Here is a 24,825-nt window from a genome sequence, read left to right on the forward strand (position 1 = left end):
CGAAATGAGGCAGTGATCCGAATGAGCCGTGCCGACCGATGCTCGACGCCTTCATGGCTATCCCCGCGCGCTGTGGACAAGTCTGTTGGCTGCCCTTGCAGCAGTACTGCAAGTCTTTGTCGCCGCTGAGAAATCCTTGCGTCGCCTTAAAAACAGGCAGCCCAAAGACCGGGGCGATTGACGAGCGCCTGGCCTTGACGTCACGGCGCCGGCGCAGGAGCAAGCGATATACCTGCCCCGAAGTTGCTCACAGTGCTCACCGGTTGTGCACCGACGGTTCCGTCTGTCCACGGCCGCTGTGGACAACTCTGTTGGCTGCCCGCGCACGGATGGCGCAAGTCCTTGTCAGGGCAAGGAAATGATTGGGATGCTGCGGAATGAGGCAGCCCCCACCATGGGGGGCTTCAGATGCGCGTATTCCGGGGGACGCGGTGACCCGTCCGTCCGGCACGTCAGGCGGTGTCGGCGAGCAGCGATTCGACGATCAACTGCAGGCTCTTGAGCACCGGCCCCGGTTCATCCGCGAACTGGGCCTGCACGATGGCGCCATCGACGGCCAGGGCAAGCGCAGCCGCGAGCTTCCGGCGCTGGCGCGAAGCCGGCAACAGCCCCGCGATCGCGTCCGTCATGTCCTGCTTGTGGCGCCGAGTGACCTCGATCACCTCCGGCAACGCTGGCCCCATCTCGCCCACGCCGTTGAGGAACGCGCAGCCGCGGTAGTCGCCCAAAGCCTGACCACCGAACCATTCGCCCATCGTCGGCACCAGCGCCGGCGCTCCCGCCCGCGCGCCGCCGTGGCGTGCGAGCGCCTCGGTGAACCACGCCATCCAGCGCAGGTGCCGCAGGCCCAGGTAGGCCACGATCAGATCGTTCTTGCTGGGGAAGTGCCGATAGAAGGTCACCTTGGTGACCCCTGACGCGGCGATCACGCGGTCGATGCCGGTCGCGCGGATGCCCTCGGCATAGAACAGGTCGTGGGCGGTGCGCAGGATGCGATCGCGGGCGGGCAGCTCGCCGATGTCCACGCTGCCGTCGATGTCGTTCATGCGGGCATTGTAGACAGACCTGTCTACCTTCGCCAGAATGCGCCCCGTAGACAGACCTGTCTACCTCAAGACCGCCTCAGCCCTCTCATGAAAGGCCTCGACATGGACTCCCGCCCGCCCCTGCCCCCCTTCACCCGCGACACCGCGATCCAGAAGATCCGCCTGGCCGAGGACGCCTGGAACAGCCGCGACCCGGCGCGCATCGTGCTGGCCTACAGCCCGGACACGCAGTGGCGCAATCGCGCCGAGTTTCCGAGAGGCCGAGCCGAAGCGCAGGCCTTCCTGGAACGCAAGTGGGCGCGTGAGCTGGATTACCGCCTGATCAAGGAACTGTGGGCCTTCGAGGGCCATCGGATCGCCGTGCGATTCGCCTACGAATGGCGCGACGACGCCGGCAACTGGTTCCGCAGCCACGGCAACGAGAACTGGGAGTTCGACGCGCAGGGCCTGATGACCCACCGCCATGCCAGCATCAACGACCAGCCGATCAAGGCCGCGGACCGCAAGTTCTTCTGGCCGCAGGGCCGTCGTCCCGACGACCATCCCGGGCTGAGCGAGCTGGGTCTGTGACACGCAGGCGCGAGAACCGGTAGCGACACCCGGGAGGGTCAGCGCCCGCCGGTGTGTTCGCGCCATTCGGTCGGCGCGCGCCCGGTGTGCTTCAGGAAGAAGCGCGTGAAGTAGGCGGGATCGGCGAAGCCCAGGCCATCGGCGATCTGACGGACCATCAGGTTCGTGTAGCCGAGCTCCCGCTTGGCCTCCAGCAGGACACGCTGGTGCAGGACCGCGAGCGCCGAGCAGTGCAGATGCCGGCGGCACAGCCGGTTCAACTGCGTCGGCGTGATGCCGAGCGGCGCCGCCAGCTCGGCCACCGACGGCTGACGCCGGTAGTGGCGCTCCACCTGCTCGCGATAGCGGGTCAGGTGCTGCATGGCGCGGCCTTCGCCGGCCCCATGGGTCGCAGGCTCCGCCGCACCGAAGCGCGCAGCCTGCGTCGCCAGCAGCGCCACCGCATGGTCCAGCGCCGGACCGCGCCAGGCTGCCGCGCCCGCGTAGTCCTCCCGCAGCCCATGACCGACCGCGAACAGCGCGCGCGTCACCGTCGCGCCGCGTTCCAGCGGCACCACACGCGGCTCGGAGAGGCTCTCCAGCAGGTCCGGCAGGTGATCGAGCAGGTCCCGCAGCCGCCCCTGGTCCAGCGTCACGACCAGCCCTTCCGTCTCCGGCGCGAAGCGGAAGCCATGCACCGCCAGCGCCGGCACCCACACCAGCGCGGGCGCGCGCAGTTCGCGCTCGTCCTCGTCCATCCGGACCGTGACCCGGCCGCGCTCGATCAGCAGCAGCTGCACCAGTGCGCCGTGCCGGTGCGGCTGGATTTCCCAATTGTGCAAGCGGCTTCTATCGGCGATCGATTCGAGGTGCAGTCCATCCAGCGCCGGCGTTCGCCCCTCCTCGCCGTAGAGGGAGTAAACCGGGGTCGCGACGGCTCGCGACCGGCGGGAGGAATTCGGGCGCGGTCCAGTCATGGGTTCGGATTGTGCAAGTCGGCGTCGGCGCCGTCCATTCACTGCGGATCGACCGAGCCGTAGGCTGCAAGCATCGGAGACAACACCACGCGCCTCGCCAGAAGGCCGGATTCCCCATGAAGACCTTGCGAACCCAGGTGCTCATCGTCGGCGCCGGTCCCTCGGGCCTGCTGCTCGGCCAGTTGCTGCACCGTGCCGGCATCGACACGCTGATCGTCGAGCGCCAGACCGCCGCTCATGTGCTCTCCCGCATCCGGGCCGGCGTGCTGGAGCAAGGCACCGCCGACCTGATGGACGAGGCTGGCGTCAGCGCTCGGATGCATGCCGAGGGGCTGCTCCATGACGGCTTCGCGCTGGCGGTCGACGGGGTGCGGCATCGCATCGACCTGCGCCGGCTCACCGGCGGCCGCGGGGTGCTGGTCTATGGCCAGACCGAGGTCACGCGCGACCTCATGGCCGCACGCGATGCCGCGGGCCTGCCCACCCTGTACGAGGCGGCCGAGGTCCGCATCGAAGGCTTCGACACCGCCACGCCCCGCGCCCATTGCACCGTCGGCGGCGAGCCGGTCGAGATCCACGCCGACTTCATCGCCGGTTGCGACGGTTTCCACGGCGTGTGCCGAGCAAGTGTTGCGGCGGATGCGATCCGCCTTTACGAGAAGGTCTATCCCTTCGGCTGGCTGGGCTTGCTCAGCGACACGCCGCCGGTTTCCGACGAGCTGATCTACAGCCGCCATGCGCGCGGCTTCAGCCTGTGCAGCATGCGCTCGCCCACCCGCAGTCGCTACTACCTGCAGGTGCCGCTGGGCGAGCGGGTGGACGACTGGACCGACGCCCGCTTCTGGGACGAGCTGCGTCTGCGACTGGATCCCGAGGCGGCCGCCGCGCTGGTCACCGGTCCGTCGCTGGAGAAGAGCATCGCGCCGCTGCGCAGTTTCGTCGCCGAGCCGATGCGCTTCGGCCGTCTGTTCCTTGCCGGCGACGCGGCGCACATCGTGCCGCCGACGGGCGCCAAAGGGCTGAATCTCGCGGCCTCCGATGTCCGTTACCTCTCGCAGGCCCTGATCGAGCACTACCGCGAGCGCAGCGACGCCGGACTGGACCACTATTCCGCGCGCTGCCTGGCCCGGGTATGGAAAGCCGAGCGCTTCTCCTGGTGGCTGACCAGCCTGATGCACAACTTCGACCAGGAGCCCGCCTTCCAGGCCAGGCTGCAGGAGGCCGAGCTGGACTATGTCCTCGGGTCCGAGGCGGCCCGGCGTGTGCTGGCCGAGAACTACATCGGCCTGCCGTTCTGACCCGGTCCCCGCTCGGTCCTCGCTCAGTCCTCGATCAGCCCGAGGAAGTGATCGAGGATCACGAAGTGGTCCTCGAACAGGCGCGACTCCATCGCCGCCAGCTCATCGCGATGAAACCAGCGCGCCTCCTTCACATCGTCGCAGCCGACGACCTCCGGCAGCGTGCCCATGGCCGGGAACCGGAAGTGGTGGGCCATGGTGATGAGCCGCCCGCGCGCGCTGCGCAGCGGGTCCTCGAAGGTGGCGACGCCGTGCAGCGCCGCGAGGATCGAGGCCGGCAGCAAGGGGAAGCGCGTCTCCTCGATCAGCTCGCGGATCGCGCAGGCCACCAGCTTCTCACCGCGGTCGAGGTGGCCGCCGGGCACCGCCCAGAGGTCCTCGCCGAAGGGACCCTTGCGCCGCACCAGCAGCACATGATCACCGACGGTCACCACCGCATCGCCGGTCATGTACGCGACCGCGGTGTACTTCTTGCGGTAGCTCGCCACGGCGGCATGCTCGGCCTTGCGCCGCGCGTACTCGGGCAGCCGGCTCCAGGCCTGCAGCCAGGCGCGCACCGGCGCGCTGACATAGGGCGTCATGACGGTCAGCGCCGCGTCCGGATCCTCGGCCTCGAAGAACACCTGCCGCATCGCCGTCGCGTCGACATCGGCCAGGCGGTCCACCAGCTGCTGTCGCCAGCGCGGGAAGTTGTTCAGGTAGTAGCTGGTGTGGTCCTTGCGATGGCCGACCAGCACGATGTCGGCCTCCTCGCCCGCCAGCGCCCGCACGCCCAGGGTCACCGCGGCATTCCAGCGCCGGTCGTCGAAGTAGTCGCGCACCGGCAGCACATGCAGCCGCTGTCGCTGCGCCTCAGTCAGGTTGGCCATCAGCATCTGGCGGCGTTCCTCGTGCACGAAGGGATTGCGCGGATCGCGCGCCTTGTACGAGGAGCCCAGCACCGCGATCACCTCGTCGGCCAGGCCGAAGGCCGCCTGGAACAGCGCCTCCTGCCCCTGATGCACCAGCTGCCAACGGCCCACCACCACGGCGACGGTCTTGCGGGTCATGCCTTGTCCTTCCAGTCGGGATCGAAGCGTGCCGATGCGGCCATCGGCGCCTCAGTTCAATGGTGCCGCGCCGCGATCGGCAACTGCCGGCCGCTGCCGAAGGCCCGGGCGCGCAGCCGCACGATCGGCGGCGCCTGGCGGCGCTTGTATTCGTTGCGCGCGATCATGCCCTTGATCCGCGCGATCAGCGCCTGACCTTCGTCGCTCCCGCGCAGTGCCGCAACGGCCGCCTCGGCCGCGACGCGCTCGTCCGCGGCCAGCCGCTCGCCCTCGACCAGCAGCTTCAGCACCTCGTCCAGCAGCTCGTAGGGCGGCAGGCTGTCGGTGTCGCGCTGGCCCGGCGCCAGCTCGGCGCTCGGCGGCTTGTCGAGGATGGCGGCGGGAATGAGCTCCCGTCCGGCGACGTGGTTGAGATGACGGCAGAGCGCGAAGACCTCCGTCTTGTAGAGGTCGCCGATCAGGCCGAGGCCGCCATTGGTGTCGCCATAGAGCGTGCAGTAGCCGACGGCGATCTCGCTCTTGTTGCCGGTGGTCAGCAGCAGGTGGCCGCGCGCATTGGACACGGTCATCAGCAGCATGCCGCGCACCCGTGCCTGCAGGTTCTCCAGCGCCAGGCCGGATGGTCGCAGCGCCAGCGTGCTGCCGGCCATCGTCTCGCCGACCTGGCGGACGATGTCCTCGATCGGGCAGACCTCGAGCGGGATGCCGAGCCGGTCGCACAGCGCCTTCGAATCGTCGACGCTGCCGCTCGACGAGAAGCGCGACGGCATCGTGATGGCCAGGACCCGGTCGGTCCCAAGGGCTTCGACGGCCAGGGCCAGCGTCAGCGCCGAGTCGATGCCGCCGGAGGCGCCGACGACGACACGTTCGAAGCCGCAGCGCCGCGCATAGTCCCGCAGTCCCAGCACGATCTGCCGGCGATAGAAGCTCATCGTGTCCAACCCGGCGGCGGCGGGCGGCAGCGCGCTGCCGTCCAGCGATGCGAAGTGGCCGCGGTCGATCTCGAAGCCCAGGGTCACCACCTCCTCCTCGAAACGCCGGGCCTCGAAGACGACGCCCGGCTCCGGTTCGATGGCGAAGGAGGCGCCGTCGTAGACCAGCTGGTCGTGTCCGCCGATCTGGTTGACGAAGACCAGCGGCAGGCGATGCCGCCAGCAGGCGGCGCGGAAGACTTCATGGCGCAGCTCGCGCTTGCCGACATGGCTGGGGCTGGCGTTGATCGAGACGATCAGGTCGGGCGCCGCGTCCGCCAGGCGCTGGAACGGATTGACGGTGTAGTCCTTGCCATCGTCGTTCCAGCCGTCCTCGCAGATCATGAAGCCGACCTGCGCGCCAGCGATGCGCAGCACGCGGGCGACGTCCGGCCCCGGCTCGAAGTGCCGCCGTTCGTCGAAGACGTTGTAGGTGGGCAGCAGCTGCTTGTGATAGTCCAGCAGCACCTCGCCGTCGCGGATCACCAGCAGCGAATTGCGGAACGCCTTGCCGGGGCCGGGATTGCGGGTCGGGACGCCGACGACCCAATGCAGCGATCCCACCTCGCGCGTGGCGGCCAGCAGCGCCTTCATCGCATGGCCAAGGCGTTCGCGGAAGTCCTCGTCGTCGAGCAGATCCGCCGGGTAGTAGCCGGTCAGCGACAACTCCGGGAAGACGACCAGATCGGCGCCGTCGTGCCGGGCGCGGCGGGCCGCGTCCAGGTGCAGCGCCAGGTTGCCCTCGAGGTCGCCGATCGTCGGGTTGATCTGGGCCAGGGTGATCTTGAGCATGCGGTCTCTTCCTTTGGCGTCATCCGGCGGTCGGTACCCGAAACACCTGCCGCAGGTAGTTGAGGAAGGTCTGGTCGTCGCACAGCGTCTTGCCCGGCGCATCGGACAGCTTGGCGACCGGCTGATCATTGCAGCGCACCAGCTTCATGACGATGTTCAGCGGCTTCGGACCGAGGTCGTTGCTCAAGTGCGTACCGATGCCGAATCCGACCGGCACGCGCCCGGCGAAGTGGGTGTGCAGGCGGAGCGCCTCGTCGACGTCGAGACCGTCGCTGAACACCAGCCGCTTGGTCCGTGCGTCGATCCGCAGCGCCGCGTAATGCGCGAGCGCCTTCTCGCCCCAGGCGACCGGATCGCCCGAGTCATGACGCAGACCATCGAAGAGCTTGGCGAAGTAGAGATCGAAATCAGCCAGGAACGCATCCATGCCGATCACGTCGGTCAGCGCGATGCCCAGGTCGCCGCGGAACTCCTGCACCCAGCCTTCCAGCGCGGCCCGCTGCGACAACCGCAGCTGCACGCCGACCGCCTGCCAGGTCTGCAGGTACTCGTGGGCCATCGTGCCGATCGGGACCAGGCCGTGACGCCGCGCCAGTGCCACGTTGGAGGTGCCCTTGAAGACCTGCGGAATCTCGCGCTTGAGGGTGGCCACGACCTCGTCGTGCCAGGCGCCGGAGAAGCGGCGTCGCAGGCCGAAGTCGAAGCACTCGAAGGGATGGGCGTCGGCGCCCAGGGTCGCCGGCACGGCCGCCGCGTAGTCCCGGAAGCGGGCCGCCTTCACGGCCAGCCGGGCGCGGCCCTCGGCCAGCACCTCGGGCTCGCGGCCCGCGCACAGGCGGCGGAAGTAGAGCTCGTTGACGATCGCCAGCACGAAGATCTCGAAGCCCATCACATGGACCTGCGGCCCCTTGGCGACGATGACCAGCTGCCCGGCCTCGGCGCCCTCGCCCGGCCGCGCCTCGATGAAACGCCGCTGGAAACGGAAGATGCGCAGGAAGTCGATGAAATCGGCCTTCATGAAGCGCAGGCCGCCGAGGTAGGTGAGTTCCTCGTCGCTGAAGCCCAGCGTGCAAAGGTGGTCGAGTTCCCGGTTGACCGCCTCGCAGAGCTCGCTCAGCGGGAAGGCCGGGACATTGCGGCAGACGAAGCGGTATTCGGCGTCGTTGGCCGGAAACGCGTGCAGCAGCGTCTGCCACATCGTGAACTTGTAGAGGTCGGTCTCCAGCAGGGAGCGGATGACGGGTGCGTCGTCCATGAGGCCACCCCGCTCAGGCCGACAGCAGGCCGAGCGCCTGCGCTGCCGTCATCGTCCGCACGCCCAGCACGCGGGCGCGCTCGACGAAGGCCGAGGCGCCCGCCTCGAAGCCGCCGACCGCGCTCATCGCATCCTCGATCAGCACGACGCGCGCGAGCCGCTCGGGCGTCATCGCCGCGAAGAGGTCTTCCGCCGTCGCCGCGACGCAGTGGCTGCTGGCTTCGCCGGCGATGAAGCTCAGGCCGGGGAAATCGACGATGCGGTCGACCAGCGCCTGATTCGTCTGGGTGCGCGGGTCGCCGTCGACCGGCACCTCGGCGCGCACCGCGCTGTATTGCTCCGTCATCGGGTTCAGGCCCTTCAGCACCTTCTCCACCGTGCGCAGGCGGGTCGCCTCCCAGCGGCCCAGCGCCTCGGCCAACTCGCCGTGGAGGTTGTGGCCCCAGCTGCCGACGACGCAGTGCGTCGGCCACACCATCAGCACGTACTTCCTCGGACTGGCCTCGAGCGCGTCGAGGTAGCGCAGCACCGCGTCCCGCAGCGCCGGATCGCGCGGCGTGTAGCGGCCCTCGCGCACATCGGCCGCGCGGATCTGGGTGAACGGCGCCACCGGCTGGGGTGCACCATCCTCGCCCGGCCGCTGCCAGAAGGCCGGCCGCTCGATCGCGTAGACCGGGTGCGAGTCCAGCGTCACGACGATGTCGCCGATCGCACCGCCGGCCTGGTCCACCAGCGCGGCCAGGCGCTTCATGTCCGCATCGGCGCCGGTCACCGGCAGCGCGGCGCCAGGGATGTCGCAGAAGTCGTTCTGCGGATCGACGATGAGCAGTTGGGCTTGGCGGTCCATGAGCACTCCGTTTCGGTCTTCGTGATGTCGTGGCGACAGCATAACCGACTTCGTGCTCAATAGCACTAACAAGCCTTTTGAATCGTCCGATCGGAGTCCTGGATTTGTATCCATATATTTCCAGTGTTCCAGGGAACGGTTTGACGTCTGCGGATGAGTCCGTCCATAATTCGTGCCGTTTCGCACTAAGCATCGAGCCGTGGACTTCGAACGCCCCATCGTCACCGTCGACATCGTCCTGCTGACCTTGCGCGACAGTCATCTGCACGCCGGACTGACTCGGCGCGACAAGGCGCCGGCGCTCGGCGCCTGGACGCTGCCCGGTGGCTGGGTTCACACCGACCAGGACCAGGACGCCGACGAGGCCGCCGCCCGCATCCTGCGAGACAAGGCGGGCCTGGTCTCTCCTTACCTGGAGCAGCTCAGGACCTTCTCCGGCATGCATCGCGATTCGCGCGGATGGTCGCTGTCGGTGAGCTACTACGCGGTGGTGCCCGAACCGGTGGGCGAGCCGGCGGGGGAGCGCTTCCGCTGGGCGCCGGTCGATGGCCTGCGCTCGTTGCCCTTCGACCATGCGCAGATCCTACGCACCGCCGTCGAACGCGTGCGATCGAAGACGCTGTACTCCTCGCTGCCAGTGCACCTGATGCCGGCCGAGTTCACGCTCGGCGCATTGCAACGCACCTATGAGCAGGTGCTCGGCGCGACGCTCGACAAGCGCGGGTTCCGCCGCCGCATCGAGGAGCTCGATGTCATCGAGGAGATCCCCGGCGCCTTCACCAGCGGCGGCAGCCACCGGCCGGCACAGCTCTACCGCAAGAAGGCCCACGCGCCGGCCTTGAAGACGGCGACCAGCAACCTGCCGGTCGGCTGAGCGCCAGAAGGCGCCGCCGCATCGTCAGCGGGCGGCGAGCCCCTTCAGCAGGGCCTCATGGAATTCCTTGGGCGACTCGACCTGCGGCGAGTGCCCCAGCGCCGGGAACTCGACCAGCGCGGCGCCGGGAATCATCTTCGCGGTCGTGCGGCCGAGCGTCGCGTAGTCGCCCAGCTGCTCGGCAATCGCCTTGGGCGCGCGGTTGGCGCCCGGCGCGGTGCGGTCCTTGCCGCCGATCATCAACAGCGTCCGCACCTGCAGATGGGGCAACTCATGCACCACCGGCTGGGTGAAGATCATCTCGGAGGTCTGGGCCTGGTTCCAGGCGACGAGGTCGCGTCCCGGGCCGGCATACAGGCCGGCGGCCATCTCGACCCAGCGGTCGTAGGCCGGCTTCCACTGGCCGTTGTAATAGAAGCGCAGCTGGTAGGCCTTGATGGTCTCGGCCGTGGTCTTCAGTTCCTGCGCATGCAGTTGGTCGATGGTCGCGTACGGCACCCCGGCCGCCTGCCAGTCCTCCAGCCCCAGCGGATTGAGGGCGACGAGTTGCTCGACCTGCGCCGGGTATTGCAACGCGTAGCGCATCGCGAGCATGCCGCCCATCGAATGGCCGATCACCGTCGCCCTGGCGATGCCGAGCGACTGCAACAGCGCCTGCGTGTTGGCGGCGAGCTGGTTGAAGCTGAACTGGTAGCCGACCGGCTTGGTCGACGCGCAGAAGCCGATCTGGTCCGGCACCACGACACGGTAGCCGGCGCCTGCGAGCACCGCGATCGTCTCCTGCCAGGTCGCGCCGCAGAAGTTCTTGCCATGCAGCAGCACCGCGGTCCGGCCATTGGGCGGCGCGGTCGGCGCGACATCCATGTAGGCCATCTCCAGCGCCTGGCGCTGCGAGTTCAGCTTGAAGCGCTGCAGCGGGTAGGGGTACTCGAAGCCCTCCAGCCGGGCGCCGTAGCTGGGGGCGGCCTGCACCGACGTGGCGAGGGAGAGCGCCGCGAGGGCGGCGGCGAGAAGCATCTTCATCGGGGAACTCCAATGACAGGGGAACGGGGCGCGCCGAAGCGAGCAAGTGTCGTTCCCTCCGCCCGGCGCCCCGGCTTCAACGCGGATCGAGATATCCGAAGGTGCCGTGGTCGCGGATCTCCTCGGCGGCCAGTCGCGCGGCCTTCATCGCATGCCGGAACAGCGACATCGCCAGGCTCACCCGCTTGACGCCGGCCTCGCCCAGTTCGCGCACGCTGAACGAGCGTCCCGGGATGCCAGCCATGAAGTTCACCGGCCTGGACACCGAGGCGCAGACCCGGCGGACCGCGGCCAGGTCCGGCAGCAGCGGCGCGAACAGCACGTCGGCGCCAGCACGCTCGAAGGCTTGCAGGCGCCGGATCGTGTCCTCCAGGTCGTTCACGCCATGCAGGAAGTTCTCCGAGCGCGCCGTGACCAGGAAAGGCACCGGCAGTGCGCGCGCCGCCTCGACCGCGGCGGCGACGCGCTCGACGGCCAGGTCGAAGTCCAGGATCGGCGCGCCGCCCTCGCTGGACGCATCCTCGATCGACCCGCCGACCGCGCCCGCCTCCGCCGCCAGGCGGATCGTCAATGCGCAATCCTCGGGACGGTGCCCGAAGCCGTTGCCCAGGTCGGCGCTCAGCGGCAGCGACGTCGCGCCGGCCAGCAGCCGGATGTGGGCCAGGGTCTCGTCCCGGGTCAGTTGGCCGTCACGCCGGCCGATGGCCTCGGCCGCCGCCGCGCTCGAGGTCGCCAGCGCGGGGAAGCCCGCCGCCTCCAGCATCCGCGCCGAGGCGATGTCCCAGGCGTTGGCGATGACGAATGGACCCGGACGCTGATGCAACGCGAACAGGGCGGCGGACTTGTCGGCGGCGGTGGGGGATGCGGTGGTCATCTTGGAAGCCTCGTGAAGGGATGAGGGGAGCTTCGGAGGGAAGCACGGCGCATCCTAGGTCGGGCCCCTGCCGCCGTCTGGCAGGAATCGGACGTCTACCAACCTCCACCCGGCGCCCTCCCGGTCGCCCTCGCTGCCGCTTCGTCCGGGCCGACCGCCCCCGGAGACCGCAAAAAGGGTGGCGCGCCCGCCACGGTTTTGGGGGCGATTCCGCGCGATCGGGGGGTACGCGCGCGTCCTGCGCACGAATTCCCGCAACCCCAATGTTGCGAACCATTCGCATTTGATAACGTATCGCGTTCGCTTGAGCAAGCGCGGCCCTTCGCCGCGCCCGCGGCCTCCCCGGCCCGCCTCCCCTGAATCCCTGATCTCCGGTCCCCCGGTCCACGTCATGTCGTCCACCGCGTCCCGCGGCGCCTCGCCGCGCCTGTCCCTGATCTCCCTGTCCGTCCTCGCGCTGCTGGCCCCGTTCGCGGCCGGCGCGCAGTCCGCGGCGACCGACGCGAAGGCACCCGACGCCCGCCTGGCCGTCGAGGGCCAGGCGCCGGCGAAGCTGCTGGACGAGGTCACCGTCAATGGCGTGCGCAAGAAGACCTTCGCGCCGACGACGGTTCGGGTCGGCGCCTTCCGCGACCAGGATCCGCTGGACGTCCCGCTGACCAACAGCGTCATGTCGCGCGACCTGCTCGACGCGCAGGCCGCGCAGGGCCTGTACGACGCGCTGAAGAACACCGCCGGCGTGACCCGCTCGCAGGTCAGCGGCTCGACCTACGACAACCTGTCGATCCGCGGCATCGTCGTCGAGAACCGCGGCAACTACCGCCTCAACGGCAACCTGCCCATCGTCAACCTGATCGACATCCCACTCGAGAACAAGGAACAGGTGGAGGTGCTCAAGGGCGCGTCGTCGATGTACTACGGCATGGTGCCGCCGTCGGGCATCGTCAACTTCGTGACCAAGCGGGCCGGCCCCACGCCGGTGACCTCGCTGACGACCACCTTCAACGACCACGGCGGCATGAAGGCCCATGTCGACATCGGCCGCCGCTTCGGCGCCGACGACAGCATGGGCCTGCGCTTCAACGCCGTCACCAGCAAGGAAGCCACAGGCATCGACCGCTACAAGGGCGACCGCGGGCTGGTGTCGGTCGCCTACGACTGGCGCGCGACCCCCTGGGCCAACCTGAAGGTGGACGTCGAGCATTACCGCAAGAACGTCAGCGAGCAGGGCGCGATCACGCTGCCGGCCGCGGTCAACGGCGTGATCACGCTGCCGCGGGTGCCGGACAACAAGACCAACATCGCGCCCGAGTGGGCCCGCTACGACGCCGAGGCGACCAACCTGCTGGTGCGCGGCGACTTCGCGCTCAGCGACGACTGGGTGCTGAGCATCGAATCCGGCCGCGCCAACACCCAGCGCGACCGCAACTACACGACGCTGACCAACTACAACACCCAGACCGGCGCCGGCACCGCCAACATCTCGGTGCTCAAGGGCCAGGAGTACACCAACACCAACCACCGCGTCGAAGCGATCGGCCGCTTCGACACGGCCGGCATCGGCCACGAGCTGACGATCGGCGCGACCTACAACCGGCGAGCCTCGGCCGGCTGGTTCAACGGGACGGCGCGCGCCGCGCAGAACCTGTACGACCCGGTCGACATCGCGCCGGTCAGCCCGACGCTGACGCAGACCGGCTTCCCGTCGGAGGTCAACGACCGTGGCCTGTACATCTTCGACCGGATGAGCTTCGGCGAGCGGTGGCAGTTGCTGGCCGGGCTGCGCAAGACGGTGTACCGCAGCGAGGCGAGCAATCCCTCGTCGCCGGTGCCGACCTACCGCGCCGACAAGGTGACGCCCAATGTCTCGGTGATGTGGAAGCCGATGAAGGACCTGAGCGTCTACGCCAGCGCGCTGCGCGGCCTGGAGGAGACCGGCACCGCGCCGCTGAACACCGACAACTTCGGCCAGGTGCTGCCGCCGGCGGTGAGCCGCCAGCACGAACTCGGCGTGAAGGCCCGCCTGGGCGCGGTGCTGCTGCAGACGGCGCTGTTCCAGACGGACCGTCCGCTGGCCACGACCATCAACCGCGTCTACCAGGTCGGCGGCGAGACCCGCTACCGCGGCCTGGAGTTCTCCGCCAGCGGCGAGATCGGCCGCGACTTCGCGCTGGTCGTCTCCGGCGTGGTGTTGGACGCGGAGATCACCAAGGTCGGCACCGGCAACCCGTTGGAACTGGGCAAGACCCCGGAGAACACGCCGAAGAACACGCTGGGCGTCTTCGGCGAGTACCGGCTGCCGGCGGTGCCGGGCCTGTCGCTGAACGCGGGCGTCTACCACGTCGGCAAGCGCGCGGTGAACAACAGCAACCAGGCCTGGGTCGACGGCTACCAGACGCTGTCGCTGGGCGCGCGCTACGAGACGCGCCTCTTCGACAAGCGGGTCAACCTGCAGGCCAACCTCGACAACGCGACCGACAAGGACTACTGGAGCACCGCCGGCAACGGCCTGCTAGGCGTCGGCGCGCCGCGCACGCTGCGCATTACCGCCAAGGTCGACTTCTGATCGCCGGCCTGGGAGCGAGCGAGCCATGGCGCTGATGACCGCCCGCCGCGTCTGGATCTGGCTGCACCGCTGGACCGGACTGACGCTCGGCCTGCTGCTCACCGCGGCGGCGCTGCTGGGCGCGCTGATGACGGTGCTGCGTCCGCTGGACGAGGCGATGCACCCGGAGCTCTTCCGCGCGCCGCCGGCGGCTGCGGCGGGGTCGGGCCTCGCGCCTGCCGCGGAGGCGTCGACCACGCCGCTGGAAACGCTGCGCCGCCGGGTCGCCGAGGAATTCGGCCCCAAGTCGACGATGACGATCCGGCCGCCGCGCGAGCCCGGCGAGTCGCTGCGCGTGATGGTGCGCGGCCCGGCCTGGGAAGGCACGCTCTACCTGGACCCGGTCACCGTGGCCGAGCTCGGCCGGCGCGGCGAGGCCGAGGGGCTCGCCAACCTCGTGTTCGAGCTGCACAGCGCGCTGCTGCTGGGTGACACCGGCAAGGCGGTGCTTGCCTTCACCGCCCTGGCCTATCTCGCGCTGCTGGTCACCGGCCTGGTCCTGTGGTGGCCGACGACCGCCGCGCAGTGGCGTCACGCCTTCAAGCTCAAGCTCGACAAGGGCACCACCCGCGGCCTGTTCGACCTGCACCGCTTCGGCGGCGCGGTGCTGGGCCTGCTCCTGGCGGTGACCGTCGCCAGCGGCGCGTGGATGGCCTATCGGCCGATCGGCGGCTGGATCAACGCGCTGGTCGGCGAAGCGGCGCCGAAACCGCCCAAGGTCGGCCCGGACCACGGCCAGCGCCGCCCGCTTGACGCCATCGTGGCCGACGCCCAGGCCGCCTGGCCGGATGGCCGGGTGGGCTTCGTCCAGCTCGGGGCCGTGGACACGCGCCCGATCCGCATCCGCTTCAAGCTGCCCGGCGAGCCGCATCCCAACGGGCTGTCCTCGGTCTGGGCCCATCCGGTCGACGGCCATGTCCTGGCGCGTCAGCGCTGGGATGAACTCGACCTCGCCGGCCGCTCCACCGCGTGGATCTATCCCCTGCACGCCGGCGAACTGTTCGGGCCCGCCCACCGGGTGCTCACCGGCCTGCTCGGCCTCGTGCTGTTCGGCATGGGCGTCACCGGCACCTGGCTGTGGTGGCGGCGCCGGCGCTGAGCGCGCGCGCCCGCCCTCGCCCGCCCCACTCGCCCGCTCCCCGCCTGCAGCTTTTGCCGACAGCGGCCCGCCCGGGCAAGACCCGCCCCCGCACGAATCGGCAGGCGTCCCCCAGGACGGCGACGGGCGCGCCCTGCCCCAGGAATCCCATCTGCCCACCAGCGCTCGCGACACCGCTTCCTCCATCCCGGTGCGCCTGACCTGATGCCGCTGTACCACCTGCCGCCCTCCCCCGTCCCGCCGTCGCTGGTGGGGCTCTCCGAACCTCCGGCCGCCTCCGACGGGCCCGCCGGGTCCTCCTCCCGCCCTGCTCCGCCGCCGGCCGCCGGCCCCGACACACGGGGCCTGCGGGCCCTGGAGCGCCGCTGGGCGCAGTCGGTGGCGGCGCACGCGCTGTGGTCGCGACAGGCGCCGATCGTGCCGCTGTTGCTCGACTGGCTGCGCGACGCCGAACCGATCGCCCGGACGCTCGGTCCGGCGATGTGGCGGCACTTCGCACAGCATCTGTTGCAGCACGCCAGCAGCCGCGACCTGCGCGCGATGGGGCTGGACGAGCGCGTCGAGTCCCGCGTCTGGGCCTCCTGGCCCGAGTGGCGCACCGCCGGCTTCCGCATCGCCGACGCGCCGGGGCGGCTGCATCGCGCCGTCGTCTGGTGGGAGGACGGCCAACTGCCGGAGTTCCCCCAGGACGGTGCCGTCTTCGAGGCGCCCTACGGCGCCGCGCTCTGGTTGGACGGCCGGTTGCTGCCCTACCCGCAGGAACTGACCTTCGGCTGCTCGATCGCCGGCTCCGGGGAATGGCTGGACGACCGCTACTTCGTGCTGGACGTCGACGGCCCGCCGGAGCATCCGGACTATGTCGAGGAACTCGCCAACGGCCGCGGATCGGTGCTCAGCCTGCTGGTGGTGGATGCCCGCCATCGCAGCTGCCACCTGCTGAATCCGCGCGCCCACGAGCCCTGGCTGCGCCCGCGGATCGCGGTGCAGGCCGACGGCCGCTGGCGCATCGACCCGGGCATCGACGCGGACGCCGGTGACCCGCGCTATGACGAGGATGCCGACCGGCCCGTCGTCGCCTCCCGGCTGATGCTGCCCTCGGACCTGCCGCCGGCCTCGATCGCGGCGGAGATCCCGGACGACGAGGCCGAGCCGCGCTCGCTCGCACCGGCCTGGCGCCATGTCGTCGACAGCTGGAACGCCGATCGCGACCGGCTGGTCGCGCTGCTCGGCGAGATGAATTACGAACTGGCCCTGGACAGCTTCCGCGATGCCGCCCTGGGCGGGTGAGCCGCCGCGACCTCGCGGCAGCAGGCCATGAACTGCTCAGCCGCCGGCGTCGCGCGCCGGTTGCGCAGCGTCAGCAGGCCCACCGGCGGCAGCTCGATCGGCACGTCGATCGGCAGCGCCTTCGCCAGCCCCTCGCGGACCAGGTAGCGCGCCACGTTGTCGGCGACGAAGGCGGCCGCACCACGCTGGCGCAGGAAGGTCAGGGTGACCAGGAAGGACGCGCTCTCGATGATGTCGCTCGGCGGATCCAGCCGCTGGGCGTAGAAGAGCTGGTTCAGCTTGATCCGCGACGAGGCCCATGGCGGCGGCATCACCCACGGCATGCCGGCGAGTTCGGCCCAGGGCGGCTCGCGCCGCTTGCGGCCGGCGGCCAGCGGATGGTCGGGCCGCACGACGATGCGCATCGCCTCCTCCATCAGCGGCTCGGTCGCCAGGTCCGGCGCGGCATAGCCGGGCTCCAGCCGGGCGACGATCACGTCGAGTTCGCCCACGCGCAGGCGCGGCAGCAGGCGCGTCAGATCGCCCTCCTCCAGGTGCACCGTGGTCAGCGACGAGTGGCGCTTGAGCCGCTCGACCGCGCCGGCCACCAGGCCCGGCATCGCCACCACCATCGCGCCGACGCTGACCCGTCCCGCCGCGCCGCTGGCCACGGCGGCGATCTCGTCGCGGGTGCGGGCGTAGTCCGACAGCACCGAGCGCGCGAAACGCACCACCGCCTCGCCGAATGGCGTCGGCTCGGTGCCGCGCGTGGAGCGCGTGAACAAGGCCAGGCCGAACATGCGCTCGACCTCGGCCAGCGACTTCGACACCGCCGGCTGCGTCTGCGACAGGAACTCCGCCGCGCGGCCGAGGTGCCGGAACTGGTCGAGCGCGACCAGCATCTGCAGGTGGCGCAGCTTGAGGTTGGAACGCAGGACACGATCGATCTGGCTCATGGCCGCGCATCTTAGGCTTCATGCCGTTTCCGGCATGAAGCCTGTCCAGTTCTTCAATTGAGCCGCATGGACCGGGTGCCCACAATGCGACGCAAAGAGGCCTCGCTTCGCCATCGCACGGCGCAACGCGACAAGGCCCGCCGCCTTCGATTCCGAGCCAGACCTCGATCCCGAGCCAGGAGACATAGATGACCATCCGCATGGACCGCCGCCGCGTCCTGCTCGCCGGCGCCGCCGGCCTCGGCGCCAGCGCCCTGTCGCTGCCGCGTGTCGCGCGCGCCGCCGCCTATCCCACCGAACGGGCCATCACCTTCATCTGCCCCTGGCCCGCCGGTGGCACCGCCGACGTGACGATGCGGGCCCTGTGCCAGGCTGCGGCCAAGGTGCTGGGCCAGACCGTCATCATCGAGAACCGCGCCGGCGCGTCCGGCATGCTGGGCACCAAGGTGCTGTCGACCGCCAAGCCCGATGGCTACACGATCGGCCAGGTGCCGATCTCGGTGACCCGCTTCGCGCAGCTGCGCACGGTGCAGCTGGATCCGCTCAAGGACCTCACCTACCTCGCCCGCGTCAACGGCCAGACCTTCGGCCTGGCGGTGCGCGCGGACGCGCCGTGGAAGACGCTGGCCGAGTTCGTCGCCGCCGCGAAGGCCAAGCCCGGCCTGATCACCTACGGCAGCGCCGGCATCGGCGGCGCCACCCATGTCGGCATGGAGGAATTCAACCTGCTCGCCGGCATCCAGCTCAACCACATTCCCTACAAGGGCGGCGCGCCGGCGCTTCAGGACCTGCTGGGCGGCCAGGTGGACGCGGTGGCCGACTCCAGCTCCTGGGCGCCGCACGTCAAGTCCGGCAAGCTGCGCCTGCTCGTGACCTGGGGCGAGACCCGCACCAAGGACTTCCCGACGGTTCCGACGCTGAAGGAGTCCGGCTATGACCTGGTCGTCGACGCGCCCAACGGCATCGGCGCGCCGAAGGGCATGGACCCGGCGATCGTGACCCGGCTGCGCGACGCCTTCCGCAAGGCCGCCGCGGATCCCGAGTTCGTCGCAGTCTGCGACCGCATCGACGCGCCGGTGATGTACCTGGACCAGCCCGACTACGAGAAATACATCCAGGCGACCTACCGCAAGGACACGCAGCTGATCGAGCGGCTGAAGCTGCGCGAGCTGCTGGCCAAGGGCTGAGCGTGAGCGGATCGATGAACGCCCATTCCGCCGAGGCGGCCGCCGCCGCGTCGACCGCGACCGCGACGGCCTCGCCGCTGCTGCGACTGCATCCCGGCGACAACGTGCTGATCGCGCGCCAGGCCCTGACGCTCGGTCAGGTGCTGCCGGAATTCGGCCTGCGCCTGAAGGCGCAGGTGCCGGCCGGCCACAAGATCGCTGCGCGCCGCATCGCCGCCGGCGAGCCGATCCGCAAGTACAACGCGGTGATCGGCATGGCCGCGCGCGACATCGAGGCCGGCGATTACGTCCATGCGCACAACATCGCGCTGGTCGACTTCCACCGCGATCCCGCCTTCGGCGCGGACGTGAAGCCGGTGGACTACCTGCCCGAAGCGGAGCGCGCCACCTTCCAGGGCATCGTGCGGGCGGATGGCCGCGTCGCCACGCGCAACTTCATCGGCATCCTCGCGTCGGTCAACTGCTCGTCGACCGCGATCAATCGCATCGCCGAGCACTTCACGCCGGAGCGGCTGAAGGCCTATCCGAACGTGGACGGCGTCGTCGCCTTCGCGCAGACCACCGGCTGCGGCATGTCCTCGCCCAGCCCGCATTTCGACCTGCTGCGTCGCACGATCGCCGGCTATGTGCGCCACCCCAACCTCGGCGGCGCGCTGATCGTCGGCCTGGGCTGCGAGCGCAACCAGGTCGCCGGCCTGATGGAGTCCCAGCACCTGGTGGCCGGCGAGACGCTGCGCACCCTGGTGATGCAGGACACCGGCGGCACCCGCGCCACGATCGAGGCCGGCATCCGCGCCGTCGAGGCGATGCTGCCGATCGCCAATCGCGTCTCCCGCCAGCCGGTCAGCGCCGCGCATCTGAAGATCGGGCTGGAATGCGGCGGCTCGGACGGCTTCTCCGGCATCGGGGCCAATCCGGCGCTGGGCGCCGCGATGGACCTGCTGGTGCGTCATGGCGGCACCGCGATCCTGTCGGAGACGCCCGAGATCCACGGCGTCGAGTACCTGCTCACCCGCCGCGCGATCAGCCCGGAGGTCGGCCAGAAACTGCTGGACCGGCTGGCCTGGTGGGAGGCGTACACCCGCGGCCACAACGGGCAGTTCAACGGCGTCGTCGGTCCCGGCAACCAGGCCGGTGGGCTGGCCAACATCTTCGAGAAGTCGCTGGGCTCCGCGATGAAGGGCGGCACGACGCCGCTGCGGCAGGTCTACGAGTACGCCGAGCCGATCGACGAGCACGGTTTCGTGTTCATGGATTCGCCGGGCTACGACCCGGTCGCGGTCACCGGCCAGATCGCCAGCGGCGCCAACCTGATCTGCTTCACCACCGGCCGCGGCTCGATGTTCGGCTCCAAGCCGGCGCCGACGATCAAGCTGGCCAGCAACACGCCGATGTTCACCCGCCTCGAGGAAGACATGGACATCAACTGCGGCCAGGTCATCGACGGCACGCTCAGCATCGAAGAGATGGGCCGTCAGATCTTCGAACACCTGCTGCGCACCGCGTCTGGCGAGCCGACCAAGAGCGAGCGGCTCGGCCTGGGCGACCACGAGTTCGTGCCCTGGCACCTGGGCATCGTCAGCTGACGGCGCCGGCACCCGTGTCGGTTGCCGCGGCATCCATCGCTCCCTGACTTCCTTCCGCCTTCGGGTCCTTTCATGCAGACGCAGAACCACATTGCCGGTCGCTGGTGCGATGCGGCCGCCGGCGACCGATTCCCGGTCGTCGATCCCGCCGACGACGGCCGCATCGCCGAGGTGCCCGACAGCCGCGCCGAGGACGCGCGAGCCGCGGTCGATGCCGCGCAGGCGGCCTTCGCCGGCTGGCGCGCGGTGCCGGCCAAGCAGCGCGCCGCGCTGCTCAAGCGCTGGAACGATCTCCTGCTGCGCGACCAGGACCGCCTGGGCGCGCTGATTTCGCGGGAGCAAGGCAAGCCGCTGGCCGAGGGACGCGCGGAAGTGGCCTACGCGGCGAGCTACATCGAGTGGTTCGCCGAGGAGGCCACACGGGCCAACGGCGAGGTCATTCCCGCCCCGGTGGCGGGCCGCCGGATGCTGGCGCTGCGCGAGCCGGTCGGCGTCGTCGCGGCGATCACGCCCTGGAACTTCCCCGCCGCGATGATCGCCCGCAAGATCGCGCCGGCGCTGGCCGCCGGCTGCACCGTCGTCGCCAAGCCGGCCGAGGACACGCCGCTGACTTCGCTGGCGCTGGTCGAACTGGCCGTCGAGGCCGGCCTGCCGCCGGGCGTGCTCAACCTCGTCTGCGCCTCGCGCGAGCGCACGCCGGAGGTCGTCGATGTGTGGCTCGCCGACGATCGCGTGCGCAAGATCACCTTCACCGGCTCGACGCCGGTGGGCAAGCACCTGGCCCGCGAGTCGGCCGCCACGCTCAAGAAGCTGTCGCTGGAACTCGGCGGCAATGCGCCCTTCATCGTCTTCGACGATGCCGATGTCGACGCGGCGGTCGACGGCCTGATGGCTGCCAAGTTCCGCAACGGCGGCCAGACCTGCGTCTGCCCCAACCGCGTCTTCGCCCAGGCGGGCATCCATGACCGCTTCGTCGAGCAGCTCGCGGCGCGAGTGAGCGCGCTGCGGGTCGGCCCGGCCAGCCGCGCCGACTCGCAGATCGGTCCGATGATCAATGCCCGCGCGGTCGAGAAGATCGAGCGCCATGTGCAGGACGCGCTCGCGCGCGGCGCGACCGCGGTTGCCGGCGGCCGACGGGTGCGCGACGAGATCGCGGCCGGTCCCCACTACTTCGCGCCGACGGTGCTGACCGGCGCGACCACCGACATGCTGCTGTGGCGGGAAGAGACCTTCGGGCCGGTGGTGCCGGTGTTCCGCTTCGAGCGCGAGGACGAGGTCATCGCCGCCGCCAACGACACGCCCTTCGGCCTGGCCGCCTACTTCTACACCCGCGACCTCGCGCGCGCCTGGCGGGTCGCCGATGCGCTGGAGAGCGGCATCGTCGGCCTGAACGAGGGCGCGATCGCCGCGGAGGCCGCGCCCTTCGGCGGCGTCAAGGAATCCGGCTACGGGCGCGAGGGCTCCACCCATGGGCTCGACGACTACCTGCACATCAAGTACGTTTGCCAGGGAGGCCTGTCATGAGCGCGATGCACTTCTCCAACGCCTTCAAGCAGGGCCTGGCCGCGGGCCGGCCGCAGATCGGCCTGTGGCTGTCGATGGCGCAGGCCTACAGCGCCGAGGTCTGCGCGACCGCCGGCTTCCAATGGCTGCTGATCGACGGCGAGCATGCGCCCAATGAGCTGACCAGCACCCTGCAGCAGTTGCAGGCGGTGGCGCCGTATCCGTCGCATCCGGTGGTGCGCGCGGTCAATGCGGACAAGGACGGTCTCAAGAAGCTGCTGGACATCGGCGTGCAGACGCTGCTGGTGCCGATGATCGACACCGCCGAGCAGGCGGCGGCGGTGGTGGCCGCGACGCGTTACCCGCCGCACGGCGTGCGTGGCGTCGGGGCGGCGGTGGCGCGCGCATCGCGCTGGGGCCTGCGCCGGCATTACCTCGACGAGGCCGACGGCGAGACCTGCGTGCTGGTGCAGGCCGAGACGGTCACCGCGTTGCGCAACCTCGAGTCGATCTGCGCGGTGGACGGCGTCGACGGCGTGTTCATCGGACCCGCCGACCTCGCGGCGTCCATGGGCCATCGCGGCCATCCGACGCATCCCGAGGTGCAGGCGGCGATCGACGCGGCCCTGCGCACCATCGTCACCAGCGGCAAGGCGGCCGGCACGCTGACCGGCGATGCGGCGCTGGCGCGGCACTACCTGTCGCTGGGCGCCCGCTTCGTCGCGGTCGGCATCGACGTCACGCTGCTCGCACAGGCCACGCGGCGCCTTGCGGCAGACTTCGAGCTCTCGCCGCCGCAGCCGGCGCCGACCGGCTCGCCGTACTGATCACGACGGTGGATCGCCCGCGACGATCGTCCGCTTCGCGGGACGGTCGGACGCGCCCGGTCCGCCCTTCCGACCTCCGTTGATTTCAAGATCGAAAGCACGACCATGAGCAAGACGTACAAGATCGCCGTCATCCCCGGCGACGGCATCGGCAAGGAAGTGATGCCCGAAGGCCTGCGGGTGCTGGAGGCCGCTGCCAGGCGCTTCGGCATCCGGTTCGAGTTCACCCACATCGCGTGGGCCAGCTGCGACTACTACCAGCAGACCGGCCAGATGATGCCGGACGACTGGAAGGCGCAACTGCAGGGCCAGGACGCCATCTTCTTCGGCGCGGTGGGCTGGCCGGCGACCGTGCCGGACCATGTTTCGCTGTGGGGGTCGCTGTTGAAGTTCCGTCGCGAGTTCGACCAGTACATCAACCTGCGGCCGGTGCGGCTCTTCGAGGGCGTGCCCTGCCCGCTGGCCAATCGCAAGCCGGGCGAGATCGACTACCTCGTGGTGCGGGAGAACACCGAGGGCGAATACACCAACCTCGGCGGGGTGATGTACGCCGGCACCGATCGCGAGATCGTGATCCAGGAGTCGGTCTATTCGCGCTTCGGCGCGGACCGGGTGCTGAAGTACGCGTTCGAGCTGGCGCAGGGCCGCCCGCGCCGCCACCTCACGGTGGCGACCAAGAGCAACGGCATCGCGATCTCGATGCCCTGGTGGGATGGACGCGCGGACGCGGTCGGTGCAGGTTATCCGTCGGTGACGGTGGACAAGCAGCACATCGACATCCTGTCGGCGCGCTTCGTGCTGCAGCCGGGGCGCTTCGACGTGGTGGTGGCGTCCAACCTGTTCGGCGACATCCTGTCGGACCTTGGGCCCGCGACCACCGGCACGATCGGGCTGGCGCCGTCGGCCAACCTGAACCCGGAGCGGAATTTCCCTTCCCTGTTCGAACCGGTGCATGGCTCGGCGCCCGACATCTACGGCAAGAACATCGCCAATCCGGTGGCGATGATCTGGTCGGGCGCGCTGATGCTGCAGTTCCTGGGCGAGCAGGCCGCGCACGACGCGATCCTGAAGGCGATCGAGCAGACGCTGGCTTCGGGGCCGCGCACGCGCGACCTGGGGGGCGAGGCGGACACGACCGAGATGGGCAAGGCGATCGCCGAGCTGATCTGAGCACGGCCATTGCCGCCGGCCACGGTCCTTCTTACAACCAGCCGGCCTTCCTGAACCTCCAGAACAGCACGCCGCAGGTCGCGGTGATCACGCCCAGCGCAGCGGGATAGCCCCAGCGCCACTTGAGCTCCGGCATGACCTCGAAGTTCATGCCCCAGATCCCGGCGAAGGCGGTGGCCGCCGCGAAGATCCCGGCCCAGGCCGCCAGGCGCTTGGTGGTCTCGGAGTCCTCGATCGCGGCCATCGACAGATGCACCTGGATGACCGTCGTCGCGGTATCCCGCAGCGAATCGAGCGCCGTCTGCATCCGTTCCAGATGGTCGTAGACGTCGCGGAAGTACTCGCGCGTGTCCTCGCAGACCGGCGGCACGCGACCGCGCACCAGCTTGCCGACGGCGTCCAGCAGCGGCGACACCGCGTGCTTGACGACGGTGACGCGTTGCTTGAGTTCATACACGCGGCGGATGTTGTCGCGGGTGACGCCGGGTTCGAAGATCTGCGCCTCGATCGCCTCGAGTTCCGCCTCCAGCGCCTCGATGACCGGGAAGTAGCGGTCCACGACCGCGTCCATGATCGCGTACATCACGAAGCCCGGACCGCGCTTGAGCATGTGCGGTTCCCGCTCCGCGCGGGCGCGCACGCCCAGCAGGCTCTGGGCGACGCGGTTGCGGATCGACAGCACGAAGTTGCTGCCGGCGAAGATGGACACCTCGCCGGTGCAGAGCTCGTCGGTGGGCGTGAACTGCACCGTCTGCATGACGGCGAACAGCGTGTCGCCGTACTCCTCGACCTTGGGCCGCTGCTGGCCGTGCAACGCGTCCTCCACCGCGAGTTCGTGCAGGTCGAACTCCTCCTTCATCGCGAGGACCTCCTCGGTGGAGGCGTCCCGCAACGCGACCCAGACGAAGCAGTCGGGCTGCGTCAGGTAGTCGCTGATCTCTTCGGGCTGGATATCGGCCAGCCGACGGCCGTCGCGATAGGCGACACAGTTGATGAGCATGGGATGTCTCGCTCGTTCTTGCTTGCGGCGAGCGTAGCCCGGATGGCCTCAAGGCGACATCAAGAGAAACC

21 protein-coding genes are annotated in these 24,825 nt (G+C 69.9%); 11 read left to right on the forward strand and 10 right to left on the reverse strand.

Annotation, left to right across the window (positions count from 1 at the left end; all coding sequences use genetic code 11):
* Positions 1 to 452: 452 nt before the first annotated feature.
* Complete coding sequence (locus CS062_RS07770; RefSeq protein ID WP_099860954.1) at positions 453 to 1,046, reverse strand: TetR/AcrR family transcriptional regulator; 594 nt, start codon at positions 1,044 to 1,046, stop codon at positions 453 to 455.
* A 102-nt stretch (positions 1,047 to 1,148) separates the two neighbouring features.
* On the opposite strand from CS062_RS07770, the gene CS062_RS07775 reads away from it, so the two are divergent.
* The gene (locus CS062_RS07775) at positions 1,149 to 1,616 is read left to right on the forward strand and encodes a nuclear transport factor 2 family protein (protein WP_099860956.1); all 468 of its coding nucleotides are present in this window, start codon (positions 1,149 to 1,151) and stop codon (positions 1,614 to 1,616) included.
* 38 nt (positions 1,617 to 1,654) lie between these two features.
* Here the strand turns inward: CS062_RS07775 and CS062_RS07780 are convergent, their stop codons facing one another.
* Complete coding sequence (locus CS062_RS07780; RefSeq protein ID WP_158238704.1) at positions 1,655 to 2,437, reverse strand: helix-turn-helix domain-containing protein; 783 nt, start codon at positions 2,435 to 2,437, stop codon at positions 1,655 to 1,657.
* A gap of 260 nt (positions 2,438 to 2,697) precedes the next feature.
* Here CS062_RS07780 and pobA point away from each other — a divergent pair, with 260 nt between their 5' ends.
* On the forward strand, positions 2,698 to 3,870 hold the full coding sequence (gene pobA, locus CS062_RS07785) for a 4-hydroxybenzoate 3-monooxygenase (RefSeq protein ID WP_099861010.1): 1,173 nt from the start codon (positions 2,698 to 2,700) through the stop codon (positions 3,868 to 3,870).
* Between the two features lie 23 nt (positions 3,871 to 3,893).
* Here pobA and CS062_RS07790 read toward each other — a convergent pair whose 3' ends face one another.
* Genes CS062_RS07790 through CS062_RS07805 form a run of 4 tightly spaced genes read right to left on the reverse strand, consistent with a single transcriptional unit; the run spans position 3,894 to position 8,784 of the window.
* Entirely contained in the window at positions 3,894 to 4,919 is a 1,026-nt protein-coding gene (locus CS062_RS07790; RefSeq protein ID WP_099860959.1) for an NUDIX domain-containing protein, read from the reverse strand.
* Positions 4,920 to 4,975: 56 nt separating this feature from the next.
* Positions 4,976 to 6,682 carry an NAD+ synthase gene (locus tag CS062_RS07795; protein ID WP_099860961.1) on the reverse strand — a complete coding sequence of 569 codons (1,707 nt, stop codon included), beginning with the start codon at positions 6,680 to 6,682 and terminating at the stop codon, positions 4,976 to 4,978.
* A 19-nt stretch (positions 6,683 to 6,701) separates the two neighbouring features.
* Positions 6,702 to 7,937 carry a nicotinate phosphoribosyltransferase gene (gene pncB / locus CS062_RS07800; RefSeq protein WP_099860962.1) on the reverse strand — a complete coding sequence of 412 codons (1,236 nt, stop codon included), beginning with the start codon at positions 7,935 to 7,937 and terminating at the stop codon, positions 6,702 to 6,704.
* Between the two features lie 13 nt (positions 7,938 to 7,950).
* On the reverse strand, positions 7,951 to 8,784 hold the full coding sequence (locus tag CS062_RS07805) for a cysteine hydrolase family protein (RefSeq protein ID WP_099860964.1): 834 nt from the start codon (positions 8,782 to 8,784) through the stop codon (positions 7,951 to 7,953).
* A 199-nt stretch (positions 8,785 to 8,983) separates the two neighbouring features.
* Here CS062_RS07805 and CS062_RS07810 point away from each other — a divergent pair, with 199 nt between their 5' ends.
* Entirely contained in the window at positions 8,984 to 9,658 is a 675-nt protein-coding gene (locus CS062_RS07810; RefSeq protein ID WP_099860966.1) for an NUDIX hydrolase, read from the forward strand.
* Positions 9,659 to 9,682: 24 nt separating this feature from the next.
* On the opposite strand, the gene CS062_RS07815 is transcribed toward CS062_RS07810, so the two are convergent.
* Both CS062_RS07815 and CS062_RS07820 read right to left on the reverse strand, forming a co-directional pair.
* Complete coding sequence (locus CS062_RS07815; protein ID WP_099860968.1) at positions 9,683 to 10,681, reverse strand: alpha/beta fold hydrolase; 999 nt, start codon at positions 10,679 to 10,681, stop codon at positions 9,683 to 9,685.
* Positions 10,682 to 10,757: 76 nt separating this feature from the next.
* Positions 10,758 to 11,555, reverse strand: coding sequence for an isocitrate lyase/PEP mutase family protein (locus CS062_RS07820; RefSeq protein WP_099860970.1), 798 nt, complete (start codon positions 11,553 to 11,555; stop codon positions 10,758 to 10,760).
* 391 nt (positions 11,556 to 11,946) lie between these two features.
* On the opposite strand from CS062_RS07820, the gene CS062_RS07825 reads away from it, so the two are divergent.
* The 3 genes from CS062_RS07825 to CS062_RS07835 all read left to right on the forward strand — a co-directional run bounded on the left by CS062_RS07825 (position 11,947) and on the right by CS062_RS07835 (position 16,546).
* Positions 11,947 to 14,121 carry a TonB-dependent siderophore receptor gene (locus tag CS062_RS07825; protein ID WP_099860971.1) on the forward strand — a complete coding sequence of 725 codons (2,175 nt, stop codon included), beginning with the start codon at positions 11,947 to 11,949 and terminating at the stop codon, positions 14,119 to 14,121.
* A 25-nt stretch (positions 14,122 to 14,146) separates the two neighbouring features.
* Positions 14,147 to 15,259: a PepSY-associated TM helix domain-containing protein gene (locus CS062_RS07830; protein ID WP_199174197.1), complete on the forward strand. Its 1,113-nt coding sequence runs from the start codon at positions 14,147 to 14,149 to the stop codon at positions 15,257 to 15,259.
* Positions 15,260 to 15,463: 204 nt separating this feature from the next.
* On the forward strand, positions 15,464 to 16,546 hold the full coding sequence (locus CS062_RS07835) for a hypothetical protein (protein WP_143742278.1): 1,083 nt from the start codon (positions 15,464 to 15,466) through the stop codon (positions 16,544 to 16,546).
* On the opposite strand, the gene CS062_RS07840 is transcribed toward CS062_RS07835, so the two are convergent.
* Positions 16,498 to 17,481, reverse strand: coding sequence for a LysR substrate-binding domain-containing protein (locus CS062_RS07840; protein ID WP_099860975.1), 984 nt, complete (start codon positions 17,479 to 17,481; stop codon positions 16,498 to 16,500). The genes CS062_RS07835 and CS062_RS07840 overlap by 49 nt on opposite strands.
* A 188-nt stretch (positions 17,482 to 17,669) precedes the next feature.
* Here CS062_RS07840 and CS062_RS07845 point away from each other — a divergent pair, with 188 nt between their 5' ends.
* The 5 genes from CS062_RS07845 to CS062_RS07865 all read left to right on the forward strand — a co-directional run bounded on the left by CS062_RS07845 (position 17,670) and on the right by CS062_RS07865 (position 23,754).
* Positions 17,670 to 18,668: a tripartite tricarboxylate transporter substrate binding protein gene (locus tag CS062_RS07845; protein ID WP_233217965.1), complete on the forward strand. Its 999-nt coding sequence runs from the start codon at positions 17,670 to 17,672 to the stop codon at positions 18,666 to 18,668.
* Between the two features lie 14 nt (positions 18,669 to 18,682).
* Positions 18,683 to 20,254: a UxaA family hydrolase gene (locus tag CS062_RS07850; RefSeq protein WP_099861014.1), complete on the forward strand. Its 1,572-nt coding sequence runs from the start codon at positions 18,683 to 18,685 to the stop codon at positions 20,252 to 20,254.
* A gap of 72 nt (positions 20,255 to 20,326) precedes the next feature.
* The gene (locus CS062_RS07855; RefSeq protein WP_099860976.1) at positions 20,327 to 21,778 is read left to right on the forward strand and encodes an NAD-dependent succinate-semialdehyde dehydrogenase; all 1,452 of its coding nucleotides are present in this window, start codon (positions 20,327 to 20,329) and stop codon (positions 21,776 to 21,778) included.
* A gap of 5 nt (positions 21,779 to 21,783) precedes the next feature.
* On the forward strand, positions 21,784 to 22,584 hold the full coding sequence (gene hpaI / locus CS062_RS07860; RefSeq protein ID WP_099861016.1) for a 4-hydroxy-2-oxoheptanedioate aldolase: 801 nt from the start codon (positions 21,784 to 21,786) through the stop codon (positions 22,582 to 22,584).
* Positions 22,585 to 22,689: 105 nt separating this feature from the next.
* Positions 22,690 to 23,754: a tartrate dehydrogenase gene (locus CS062_RS07865; protein WP_099860978.1), complete on the forward strand. Its 1,065-nt coding sequence runs from the start codon at positions 22,690 to 22,692 to the stop codon at positions 23,752 to 23,754.
* A gap of 31 nt (positions 23,755 to 23,785) precedes the next feature.
* Here the strand turns inward: CS062_RS07865 and corA are convergent, their stop codons facing one another.
* Positions 23,786 to 24,754 carry a magnesium/cobalt transporter CorA gene (gene corA / locus CS062_RS07870; RefSeq protein ID WP_099860980.1) on the reverse strand — a complete coding sequence of 323 codons (969 nt, stop codon included), beginning with the start codon at positions 24,752 to 24,754 and terminating at the stop codon, positions 23,786 to 23,788.
* Positions 24,755 to 24,825 lie beyond the last annotated feature (71 nt).

It is taken from the genome of Roseateles chitinivorans (assembly GCF_002761755.1).
Lineage (GTDB): Bacteria > Pseudomonadota > Gammaproteobacteria > Burkholderiales > Burkholderiaceae_C > Roseateles > Roseateles chitinivorans.